The sequence below is a fragment of the Thioalkalivibrio halophilus genome, assembly GCF_001995255.1.
GTDB lineage: Bacteria > Pseudomonadota > Gammaproteobacteria > Ectothiorhodospirales > Ectothiorhodospiraceae > Thioalkalivibrio > Thioalkalivibrio halophilus.
The window spans coordinates 1-11,213 of sequence record NZ_MUZR01000002.1; the positions used below are offsets into that span (position 1 = coordinate 1).

Annotated in this window: 9 protein-coding genes; 4 read left to right on the forward strand and 5 right to left on the reverse strand. The window is 64.7% G+C overall.

The window, feature by feature from the left end:
- Positions 1-254 precede the first annotated feature (254 nt).
- Positions 255-1,112 carry a BON domain-containing protein gene (locus B1A74_RS00095; protein WP_077243407.1) on the forward strand — a complete coding sequence of 286 codons (858 nt, stop codon included), beginning with the start codon at positions 255-257 and terminating at the stop codon, positions 1,110-1,112.
- Between the two features lie 59 nt (positions 1,113-1,171).
- On the opposite strand, the gene B1A74_RS00100 is transcribed toward B1A74_RS00095, so the two are convergent.
- The 5 genes from B1A74_RS00100 to B1A74_RS00120 form a co-directional block, all read right to left on the reverse strand.
- Complete coding sequence (locus tag B1A74_RS00100; protein WP_244269138.1) at positions 1,172-2,659, reverse strand: phosphomannomutase; 1,488 nt, start codon at positions 2,657-2,659, stop codon at positions 1,172-1,174.
- Positions 2,660-2,661: 2 nt separating this feature from the next.
- On the reverse strand, positions 2,662-4,095 hold the full coding sequence (locus B1A74_RS00105) for a mannose-1-phosphate guanylyltransferase/mannose-6-phosphate isomerase (RefSeq protein WP_077243408.1): 1,434 nt from the start codon (positions 4,093-4,095) through the stop codon (positions 2,662-2,664).
- A 24-nt stretch (positions 4,096-4,119) separates the two neighbouring features.
- Positions 4,120-5,148: a UDP-glucose 4-epimerase GalE gene (gene galE, locus B1A74_RS00110; protein ID WP_077243409.1), complete on the reverse strand. Its 1,029-nt coding sequence runs from the start codon at positions 5,146-5,148 to the stop codon at positions 4,120-4,122.
- Positions 5,145-5,960: a YdcF family protein gene (locus B1A74_RS00115; protein ID WP_077243410.1), complete on the reverse strand. Its 816-nt coding sequence runs from the start codon at positions 5,958-5,960 to the stop codon at positions 5,145-5,147. The genes galE and B1A74_RS00115 overlap by 4 nt, the downstream gene beginning before the upstream one ends.
- Before the next feature lie 107 nt (positions 5,961-6,067).
- On the reverse strand, positions 6,068-6,694 hold the full coding sequence (locus B1A74_RS00120; RefSeq protein ID WP_018945806.1) for an XrtA/PEP-CTERM system exopolysaccharide export protein: 627 nt from the start codon (positions 6,692-6,694) through the stop codon (positions 6,068-6,070).
- A 548-nt stretch (positions 6,695-7,242) separates the two neighbouring features.
- Between B1A74_RS00120 and B1A74_RS00125 the strand changes: the two genes are divergently transcribed.
- From B1A74_RS00125 to prsK, 3 genes are all read left to right on the forward strand, one after another.
- Entirely contained in the window at positions 7,243-7,422 is a 180-nt protein-coding gene (locus B1A74_RS00125) for a CsbD family protein (protein ID WP_018945805.1), read from the forward strand.
- Between the two features lie 308 nt (positions 7,423-7,730).
- Complete coding sequence (locus tag B1A74_RS00130) at positions 7,731-9,113, forward strand: TIGR03013 family XrtA/PEP-CTERM system glycosyltransferase (RefSeq protein WP_018945804.1); 1,383 nt, start codon at positions 7,731-7,733, stop codon at positions 9,111-9,113.
- Positions 9,114-9,123: 10 nt separating this feature from the next.
- Positions 9,124-11,208 carry an XrtA/PEP-CTERM system histidine kinase PrsK gene (gene prsK / locus B1A74_RS00135; protein WP_077243480.1) on the forward strand — a complete coding sequence of 695 codons (2,085 nt, stop codon included), beginning with the start codon at positions 9,124-9,126 and terminating at the stop codon, positions 11,206-11,208.
- Positions 11,209-11,213: the final 5 nt, after the last annotated feature.

The following is an 11,213-nucleotide window of genomic DNA, read 5'->3' on the forward strand; positions in this document are numbered from 1 at the left end:
TCTACCTTGACAGATAGCGCACCCAAGGGGTTAATAAAAAAAGCTTTTATGGACTGATGAAATAAAACCAATGAAAGAATGTAAATTTTATTGACATACCAGTCCGTTTTGAAACGGTAAAAAAGGAGGAGCATGCGGCCACGCATTGCACTTGCGTCGGCGAATACGAGGGGATGAGTGGGATAACGTACGGACACCACGAAGACGCTGCGTCAGTCTGGCGATGCAGCCAAAACTGGAAACGGGATCACGCCATGAACACAACGTTTCGAAAACTGATCATTGCCTCGGGTGTCGCACTCGCGCTTGGTGCCACGAGCGGTGCTGCCACCGAGGACTCGCCGTCCGGCAACCCGAGCGACATCCGGCTGGAGGAGCGGATCTCGACGACCTACGCCCTGGATCCGCACCTGCAGGAGGGCGATATCACGGTGTCGGTGGCGGATGGCAAGGCCACGCTGACGGGAACGGTACCGGAAGACATCCACAAGGAGATGGCGGAACAGTTCGCACGAAACGTTGAGGGTGTCACCGAAGTGGACAACCAGCTGATTGTCGATGCGGAGTACGTTCCTCCGGAAACGACAGACTCGCCCGGCTTCGGCGAACGGATCGCCGATGCGACGATCACCGCCGCGGTAAAATCCCGGCTGATGTGGTCGCGGCACGCGGAAGGGCTGGCCACCGACGTGAGCACCACCTCCGGTCACGTCACGCTGGAGGGGACGGCTGAATCGGAGGAGGCGAGTGAGCTCGCCGAGCGGCTGGCCATGACCACCACCGGCGTGATCTCGGTGGAAAACCGGCTGGAAATCCGGGATCCGGACACCGCCGAAGCACCCGACACGGATGACGGCCCCGTGGCCGGGCCCCGGGAGACTGCGTCTGACACCGGAGACTACATCAGTGACACCTGGATCACCACCAAGGTACGGTCTACCTTCATCTGGTCCAGCGGCGTAAGCGCCAGGGACATCTCGGTGAGCACCGAGGATGGTATCGTCACCCTCAGCGGTGAGGTGGACAGCGAAGCGGAGCACCAGATGGCGATCGAGCTGGCCGAACAACTGCGCGGCGTAAGGCGGGTCGACGCCTCTGGGCTCACGTTCTGAGCGGGCTCACTGCGAGCAGAGACCGCCGTCGACCACGGGGATGTGGTGCCGGTGAACGGTTATCCGGACAAAACGGCCAGATTTGAAAGGGCTGTGCTGACCAGGTCCCGCGCCCGATCCTCGCGGTCTGCTTCCGCGTAACAACGCAGCTCCGGGGCGTTGCCCGAGGGTCGCAGGTGTACGATGTCGCCGTTGGCGAGGGTCGCGCGCAGACCATCGGTGGTGTCGAGCGCCGTGACCGAAGCGGGCAACCCGAGGGAACGCTGGAACGCCGCCCCGTCCTCTTGCCACCGATTCAAAAGGCCCCGGCTGCGTTCAGAGGGGAAATCCCGGAGCCGGTCACTGGCGGTGTAACGTGCCGGCAAATCCGCCATCAGGGCCGAAAGCGGGACATCCGCCCGGGCTGCCGCCACCATCAAGGCCAGGGCGGGAAGCAGCGCGTCACGGGTCGGCAACGGCTCCAGCCGGCGCCCGTTTTCCTCCACTGCGGTGCCCAGGAGAAAGCCACCATTGGCTTCGAACCCGGCCACGCGGTCAAACTGCGCTCCCAGCCGCTCCATCCCGGCCAGCACATGGGGCGAACCGATCTGCGTGCGAACGACCCTTTGGAAGTCACTGCAGGCCTCGATGGCGGTGTTGCAGCTCACCGGCACGGCCAGTGCCTGAATGCCCAGCGCCCGGGCACACAGCAGACCCACGATATCGCCATGCAGCCAGTGCCCCCGCTCGTCCGCCAGCAGCGGGCGATCGCCGTCACCATCCGTGGTGAACAGGGCATCCAGCTGGTAGCGGCGGGCCCAGACTTCACCGTTGCGGCGATCCGCGTCACTGACCGCCTCCGTATCCACCGGGACAAAGCGTTCGCTGCGCCCCAGTACCACCACCTCGGCCCCCAGGGCCTGCAGAACCTGCCGATTCAGTGCGCGCCCGGCGGCGGAGTGCTGATACAGCCCGATGCGCCTGCCGGTCAGAGGCTGCCCCGGGAACCAGTCCGTATAGCGGGCCGTATAGCGGCGTGCGGCATGCTCACTCAGGGGCATGCGCTCGCCGGGTCCGCATTCGGGCAGCGCGCTGCTCACGGCCATGATCGCCTGCTCGTCGGCCTTGGTGATCTCGCCGTCCGGCCGATAGAACTTGATGCCGTTGCGATCGAAGGGGATATGACTGCCGGTAATCATGATGCCGGGCATGCCCCCGGCCATGGCCTCCAGGGCCAGTGCCGGGGTCGGCAGCACGCCACAGTCGATCACTTCCACCCCCATTGCGTGTGCCGCTGCGGTGCAGGCTGCGGCCATCGGCGAGCTCGCGGGGCGCCGGTCGAGCCCCAGCACCAGCTGCCGCACCTCGCCCCGCTCGCGCATCACGGTCAGGAACGCCGCCGTGAAGGCCGCACAGACCGGATCACCGAATTGCTCGACCCGGCCCCGCGCTCCGCTGGTCCCGAAGGCCACGCCACTGCGGGCCAGGACTTCGTCGATCCGGGGGCGGCGCGAATCCACCCGCCCGCTTGCGCTCGAGCGACCGGGTCCATGTTGTCCGGCGGGCATGCTCAGCTCCGTCCGTAGCTGTCGTCCAGGCGCACGATGTCATCCTCGCCCAGGTATTCCCCGCTTTGCACCTCGACCATCACCAGCGGAAGAATGCCGGGGTTCTCCAGGCGGTGCTGGTGACCGGCCGCGATGTACGTCGACTCGTCCGTTCTCAGCAGGTGCTCGCTTTCGCCGTTGACCACCCTGGCCGTTCCGCGCACCACCACCCAGTGCTCGCTGCGATGGTGATGCATCTGCAGGGACAGCGACGCCCCCGGCTTCACCTCGATCCGTTTCATCTTGAAGCGTTCGCCCTCCTCCAGCACGGTGTAGGTGCCCCAGGGGCGATGCACGGTCACGTGGTGGTGATGCAGCTCACCGCCATTGGCCTTGAGACGCTGGACGATCTTCTTTACGTCCTCGCTGTGCTCCTTGCGGGCCACCAGCAATGCATCAGCGGTATCCACGATCACCAGGTCCTCCACGCCCACGGCGGCGACCAGACGATGCGGGCTGCGAACATAGGTATCGCGGCAGTCTTCCAGTTCGGCCTGGCCGACGACGCGATTGCCCGCCGCATCCGGCTCCACCAGCCCGGCCATCGCCTGCCACGACCCGATATCGCTCCAGCCCGGGTCGCAGGGCACCACGGAGACCCGCGAGGATTTTTCCATCAGGGCGTAGTCGATGGAGTCATCCTCGACCGCACCGAAGCTCTCCGGCGCAAGCCGAGTTACGCTGTGCCCCTCCCCTTCGCTGCGGCCGGCGGCCTCCAGGGCAGCGGTCACGGCCTGCAGCAGAGCCGGCGCGTGCCGGTTCAGCTCTTCGAGCAGGGTGCCCGCACGAAAGCAGAACATACCCGCGTTCCACAGATGCCGGCCACCGGCGAGATACTGCTCCGCCTGCTCGCGATCGGGCTTCTCCACGAAACGTTCGACCTCGAGGACATGGCTGCCGGACAGATCGCTGCCCTCCGGGACCTGGATATAGCCGAAAGCGGTTTCCGCGCGCGACGGCGGGATGCCGAAAGTCACCAGGCGCCCGTTCGCGGCCGCCGCTGACGCGCGCGCCACCGCCCGCACGAAGGCGTCCTCGTCCGTCACCAGGTGATCGGCCGGAAGCACCAGCATCAGCGCGTCGTCGCCGTAGCGGGCCTGCAGCTCCAGCCCCGCGGCACACACGGCAGGCGCCGTGTTGCGTCCGAAGGGCTCCAGCAGGTAGTGCAGCGGCACGGACAGCGCCAGCTCGCGGTATTCGTCCTCGGTGCGGAAGAACAGATCGCGATTGGTCACCGTGGTCAGACTCTCCACGCTGCCGGTGGCCACTGCACGCAGACAGGTCTTCTGCAGGAGCGACCGCCCGTCTTCCATCCGGATGAAGGGTTTCGGGTTGGTTTCCCGGGAGACCGGCCACAGTCGCGAACCGACGCCCCCCGCAATGATGACGATATGCATACAAACACCTCCGGGAAACGCTGATCAATGTGCGTGTTTGCGCTCGAATCGCCGGTGCGCCCCGGGGTGGGCCGTGGCCAGAAATGCCGCGACTTTCTCCTCCCAGGCCAGGGCATGACGTACGATCAGGTCAAGATTGGCGTATTGCGGTTGCCAGACCAGGGTCCCGCGGATGCGCTCGGCGTTGGCCAGCAACGCGGGCGGATCGCCTTCCCGACGCCCGCCGAAGGTCACCGCGAAATCGACACCGCTCGCGCGCTTCACGGCGTCGAGCACTTCGAGCACGCTGTAGCCATGGCCATAGCCACAGTTGAGGACCTGCGAATCGCCGCCGCGCTGCAGGAATTCGAGGGCACGCACATGGGCGGCCGCCAGATCCTCGACGTGGATGTAATCCCGTTCGCAGGTGCCATCGCGGGTGTCGTAGTCGGTGCCGAACACGGTGATGCCGTCGCGCTGGGCGGTGGCGGCCTGACAGGCGACCTTGATCAAATGGGTGGCGTCGGGTGTGGCCTGACCGAGGCGCCCGCGGGGATCGGCACCGGCCACGTTGAAATAGCGCAGACTGACATAGCGCAGGCGGGAAGCGGCCCCCAGATCCATCAGCATCCGTTCGGACATCATCTTGGAGGCGCCGTAGGGATTAATCGGCTGCAGCGGGGCATCCTCCGCCACCGCGGACGTATCCGGGATACCGTAGACGGCGGCGGTGGAGGAGAACACGAAATAGCCCACGCCGGTATCCGCGCATCCCCGCAGCAGGTTCAGGGTGTTGCGGGTGTTGTTGTCGTAGTACTTGAGTGGTTCGGCCACTGATTCCGGAACCACGATGTGGGCGGCAAAGTGCAGCACACCTTCGAATCCGCGCGCCAGAACCCGCCACAGGCTCTCGCTGTCGGCAAGATCCGCGACCACCAGCTCGGCGTCACCCACGGCCCATGCATGGCCGGTCGAGAGGTTGTCGTAAACGGTGACCGCATGCCCCGCTTCGCGCAGATGCCGCACCACGTGGCTGCCGATATAGCCGGCGCCGCCTGTTACCAACAGTTTCATGATGATATCCCCTGTTCCCGGCCTCCGGATGGCTGTTCCGCATTCGCAGGCGTTGCCGGGCGGTCCCGGGACCGCCACCGATACCACTGGATGCCCAGATATTCGTGCATTGCCAGCCAGCTCATACGCAGTGCACTGGCCCGGGGCCGGAACACCCCGGGCGACATCCCGTTGTCCGGGGCTATGAACGCCCCGGTCGGGGCCGGGATCACCTCGACCCCCGCTTGTTCGAACGCCCGTATGGCCCGCGGCAGGTGGTGGGCGTGGGTCACCAGCAACGGGCGCTCCAGCCCGGCCTCGCGCAACAGCCGGGCCGAATGCAGCGCATTGCCCCGCGTATCGCGGGACCGGTCCTCCCGCAGGATCGAACTCACGCCGAATTCTTCGAGCACCTCGGCCATCCACCGCGCCTCCGGCTCGCGACCTTTCGCGGCACCCCCGGAAGCGATCACCGGAAGTCCCGTACGTCGATGCAGCACCGCCGCATAGCGCAGGCGGACCAGGGCGAGGTCATTGACCGTCTCCCCGGAAAACTCCGCCGCACCGCTGCGGTAACCCGCCCCCAGCACCACGATGGCGTCGGCCTTGACCAGCACCGGATCATCGGGAGGCTCATACGGGGTCTGCAGCGGTGCCATCAGTGCGTAGCCCACTGGCGGAATGGAAAAGAGATAGAGCAGCAGGACCCCGGCCACGGCGAGCCATCGACCCGCCGGCCGGTGCCAAAGCAACAACCCGACCATGGCCAGCACCAGAGGTCCCGCGGGAGGCAGAAACCAGGCGGCCAGCGCGCGCAACGAGAAGATCTCCAGAATGTGCCCCCTTCATCGTCAGATGAAACCTGCGGGGAGCGCTGTCCCGGGCCAGCACTGGCCACGGGGACGTCGCGCACCCGGAGAAACCGCACCCGACAGGCACCTCAGAAACGCCGTTCGGGGATAATCAGGGTGTCGCCCGGGACCATGTCGACGTTGGCCGAGATGTCCCCCCCGTTGACCAGGTCATCGAGACGCACCCGGTATTGCTGCCGCTCACCATCCTCCTGACGCACGATCAGTGCGCGATTGCCGGCGGCGAAGTCGGTAATACCCCCGACGGCGATCATCACGTCCATCACGCTCATGTCTTCGCGGTACTGCAGTGCCTGAGGCTCCGCCGCCTGTCCGATCACGCGAATCTGGCGGTCATACGGGCCTGCAAAGCCGGTCACCATCACGGTCACGATCGGGTCGCGCAGCAAACGCGAGAGTTCTTCTTCCATCTCCCGGGCCAGTTCGGTCGGGGTCCGGCCGCTGGCCTGCACGTCCTCTACCAGGGGTGTCGTGATCTGCCCGTCGGGCCGCACGGACACCCCGGTGGAGAGGTCCGGATTGCCACGCACCGATACCTGGAGGGAATCCCCCGGACCAATCACGTACTGATCCAGCACGGCCTGTTCAACCTCGCTCGGAGCATCCGGTGAATCATTCATGGCACAGCCGGCCAGCAGCAGTGGCACGAGAATGATCAGAGCCGGCCCGGCGTTTCGAAAGTATGAAATGGACATTGTGATTTCTCCCCTGGCTTTCAGTATTTCAAAAAATGGCTAAGAACACCCCTGCCTCGCCGCACCCCCGAACCTGAAATCGATCCGCAATCGAAAACAACGATCGGCCATGATGCCGGGGTTTTTGTTCTGGTTAACAGCCAGCTTTCAGATCGAGCATAGTCCAACTTAAGGGAACATTTCCAGAGCAGAATTAATGTCAATAAATTTTACATTGGACACCCGCGGACGCATGTTGGCGAACCCGATCAATGCGACACCGGAGATGTTCAATGTGGCCGATTCATTCTCCTTGCCGAAACGGCGTCGCCAGTTTGGGAAGAGCCCCATAAGAACGCAACTGCCGGTTTTTTCCGCCTCAGTCACCCGCCAGGTCGCCGGGAAACCGACCGCCTGCAAAGACGAACCGAATTCTCCCGAGAGCCGGGATTTGTTCGGTAGCGCACAGACGCCCCCTCCGCAGACCATTAGTTTTCTACTCAACGCAGCCCCCGATCCATGACGGGATGTGGAGAACCGGGTACTGCTGTTCATATGGAGGAATTGAAATGAACAAGAATCAGATCAAGGGCAGGACAGACGCTGCCAAAGGCAAGGTCCAGGAAATCGCCGGAGACATTACTGGTGACAAGAAAACGGAGCAGGAGGGCAAGATGAAAAAATACGGCGGGAAGGCCGAGGCCGCCTACGGGGATCTCAAGAGCGACATCAAGAAAGCCACGGACTGACCCATCGCGGAACGGAGAACAACAGGCCACCAGGGCGGGGGCTCGACGAGTGGGCTGGGGGTTGTCCTCCACGCCCCGCACGACTCCGCGGAACAAGTGGGAGAAAAGGGGAACGTGAGAATCGACCACCTTGCCCGCCGCCGGCAGCCTGCCCCGGTGACAGCGTTGCGGCCCGGTCGTTGCTGTCCGGCCACACCGCTCTCACCGCACCCGCCAGGAAACGCAAACGACTCGAGGGCGTACGGAAACAGCGGAACGCGCCTTCTCCGGCACGTTCGTTCGTGCGCGCTTGCGCGGAGGTATTAGCTGTGCGCATCTTCAGTCATTACATCCCTCGCCGGGTTCTGGCGCTGGCCGCGGCAGAACTCCTGATGGCGTATCTCTGCCTGTATCTGGTGCTCACGCTGCCCCCGTTCGAGCCCGAGGGGCTCAGCCTGCTCGATCCCGTATTGATAGGCGCCACGGCCGTGGTGCTGCTGGTACTGATGCTCGCGGGGCTTTACGAATCGGATTATCTTTCGACCCATGGCGTGCGCGGTTCGCTGCCCCGCCTGGTTCCTGCCCTGCTGGTCGTGGCCGGGGTACTCGCGCTGTATGGCCTGACAACGCCCAGCGCCCTGTTCTCGCCCGCTGCAGCAGCCGGCGCGGCGCTCGTGTTACTGGGCGGTCTGGCGGCGGAACGCAGCCTGTGGGGCAATGTTTCTTCGGTGGACGCATTCAAGCGCCGGATCCTGGTGCTCGGCACCGGAAGTCGCGCTCGCGCCATCGAGTCGATCGACGCGGCTGCACTCCCGTACCGCATCCTCGGATACATCGCGACCGACGGCGAGAAAGACCGCCCCGAGGACCCGGAGCGCCACCTCACTCTGGACGGCGAGACCAGCCTGATCGATCTGATCCGCCAGCATCGCGCTCAGGAGGTGGTCGTTGCCATTCGCGATCGCCGCTCGAACCTGCCGATGAAACAGCTGCTGGAATGCAAGCTGCGAGGGGTGGCCATTACGGACATTTCCACGTTCTTTGAACGCGAGCAGCAACGGGTGCGGCTCGATTCGCTCAATGCCAGCTGGCTCGTCTTTGGCGAAGGTTTCCGTCAGGGCAGGACTCGCAATGCCGTCAAACGGACTTTCGACATCATGGCCAGCTCGCTGCTGCTGCTGGTGACACTTCCGGTGATGCTGGTGACCGCGGCCGCGATCAAGCTGGAGAGTCGTGGACCGGTTTTCTTCTGGCAGACCCGGGTCGGCCTGGGCAACCAGCCATTCGAAGTCTGCAAGTTTCGCAGCATGCGCGAGGATGCCGAAGTCGACGGCGTCGCCCGCTGGGCGGTACAGGACGATGACCGGGTCACCCGCGTGGGGCGACTGATCCGCAAGTTGCGGATCGACGAGCTGCCGCAGGTCATCAACGTCTTTGAAGGCAGCATGTCGTTCGTGGGACCGCGCCCCGAACGGCCGGTGTTCGTGCAGGAACTGACCGAACTGATCCCCTACTTCCCGACCCGCCATACGATCCGTCCCGGCATTACCGGCTGGGCCCAGGTGCGATATCCCTACGGTGCTTCGGTCGAGGATGCCCGGCAAAAGCTGCAGTACGACCTTTATTACGTAAAAAACCACACCCTTTTCCTGGACATACTGATCCTGTTCGAGACAGTCCAGGTCGTGCTGTTCGGGCGCGGCGCGCGCTAGGTTGCAGGTCATGGATCTGGCCGCCGCCAGCTATTTCATCGCCGCCCTGGCCTTTGCCGTACTCATCGCCCTGGCACTGGGTCGATGGCGCGAGCGTCCGGGCAGTTTCTGGGTTACGGGGGCTGCCGGGCTCTCGCTGATCTGGGCGACCTACATGGGTCTGCTCGCGCTGGGCTCGGGGGTCACCCCGCTCGGCGGCGGGGCCTTCGAGGTCCTGCGCAATGCCGGCTGGTTTGCGCTGCTGCTGGCGCTTCTCAGCGGGCGTGATGACCAGCCGGCCCGACTCTTCGGTGCCCTGCGCTCCGTCACCCTCGCCATCCTCGTGTTCCTGCTGGGTGCGCTGTTCTTGCTCACCTGGCCGGCGGTCGAGCTGCTTGGTCCCTGGCCCGCGGTCGCGGTGCTGGCGATGGCGGTCCTCGGCCTGGTGCTGGTGGAGCAGGTCTATCGCAACACCCCCCCTCACCGTCGCTGGGAGATCAAGTTTCTGACCCTGGGCCTGGGAGGGGTGTTCGCCTTTGACCTGTTCCTGTTCGCCGAGCTGGTGCTGTTTCAGGCGGTGGACGGACCCGCCTGGCAGGCGCGCGGACTGGTCAACGCCATCGTGGTGCCTCTGATCGCGATCTCCCTGGCCCGGCGCCCGGTAAGACTCGACGCGCCGACCGTCTCCCGCAAGCTTCTGTTCCACACCGCGGCCCTTACCGGGGCCGGGCTGTACTTGCTGGCGGTGGGTGCGGCCGGATACTACCTCCGTCATGTCGGGGGCGACCTGGGTGCGCTGCTGCAGGTCACCTTCCTGTTCGGGGCGGTGGTTATCCTGGGAGTCATCCTCACCTCGGGCAGTCTTCGTGCTCGTCTGCGGGTCTTTCTCTCCAAGCATTTCTTTCATGATTCGTTCGACTATCGCGAGGAATGGCTGCGTTTCACCAGCACCTTGTCGGCCGAGGATGACGACCTGCCATTCCGGCAGCGCGCAATTCAGGCGATCGGCGAACTGGTGGAAAGTCCGGGAGGGCTCCTGTGGACGCGCGAGCGGGACGGCTCCTGTCGTCTGGACGGAGTGCTCAACATGGGCGAGCCGGACTACCCCTCCGAGCCTCCCGAGAGCGCGCTGGCGGAATTCCTGCGGCGGACCGGCTGGGTTGTCAGCCTGGACGAGTATCGTCGCGATCCGGGGTTGTACGACCTTCTCGAGTTACCCGAATGGTTGCTCCGGAACCCCCGACACTGGCTGATCGTGCCCCTTCTCAAGGGCGAAGACCTGCAGGGGTTTGTAGTGCTGGCACGCCCGCGTGCACCCCGCAAGATCGACTGGGAAGAGCGCGACCTCCTCAAGACGGCAGCCCGCCAGCTCGCGGTTTACGTGGCCCTGGTGCAAACCGACGAGGCGCTGCTGGAGGCGCGTCAGTTCGAGACTTTCCATCGGCTGGCCGCCTACCTGGTCCATGACCTCAAGAACGTCTCCGCACAGCTGTCCCTGGTCTGCTCGAACGCCGACCGCCATGCGGAGAACCCGGCATTCGTGCGCGATGCCTTCCGCACCGTGGCCGGTGCCCGCGAGCGTCTCGAACGCACCCTGCAACAGCTGCGACAGGGCCAGCCCGGGCCGGCGGTCGCGCCGCGGACCCTAGATCTGCAGGCCCTCCTGCAGGAGGTGATCACTGCCAGTCGGGAGCTGCAGCCGGAACCTCTTCTGACCACCACGGAACCGGTCCGGGTGACCGCCGACCCCGAAGGGCTCCGCAATGTGCTGATGCACCTGGTGCGCAATGCCCAGGAAGCGACCCCGGACGACGGCAGCGTAATGCTGGGTCTGCATGCTCAGGAGCCCTGGGCCGTGGTGACCGTGACCGACAACGGTCAGGGAATGGACCAGGATTTTCTCAAACACCGCCTGTTCCGGCCTTTTCAGACCACCAAGGGGAACGCCGGCATGGGCATAGGCCTGTACGAGGCCCGTGACCACATTGTCGTCATGGGTGGCCGTATCGATGTCCAGAGCGCGCGGGGTGAGGGGACGCAGTTCACATTGCGACTCCCGTTGCCGACTGCCGTGGCGCCCGAAACCCAGATCCCGATAACCGGAGGCGTTGCGTGAGCTCA

Coding starts and splice junctions, on each gene's coding strand:
- galE (WP_077243409.1), bottom strand. CDS start 5,148: ATGAAACTGTTGGTAACAGGCGGCGCCGGCTATATCGGCAGCCACGTG.
- B1A74_RS00095 (WP_077243407.1), top strand. CDS start 255: ATGAACACAACGTTTCGAAAACTGATCATTGCCTCGGGTGTCGCACTC.
- prsK (WP_077243480.1), top strand. CDS start 9,124: ATGGATCTGGCCGCCGCCAGCTATTTCATCGCCGCCCTGGCCTTTGCC.
- B1A74_RS00125 (WP_018945805.1), top strand. CDS start 7,243: ATGAACAAGAATCAGATCAAGGGCAGGACAGACGCTGCCAAAGGCAAG.
- B1A74_RS00100 (WP_244269138.1), bottom strand. CDS start 2,659: ATGCCCGCCGGACAACATGGACCCGGTCGCTCGAGCGCAAGCGGGCGG.
- B1A74_RS00105 (WP_077243408.1), bottom strand. CDS start 4,095: ATGCATATCGTCATCATTGCGGGGGGCGTCGGTTCGCGACTGTGGCCG.
- B1A74_RS00120 (WP_018945806.1), bottom strand. CDS start 6,694: ATGTCCATTTCATACTTTCGAAACGCCGGGCCGGCTCTGATCATTCTC.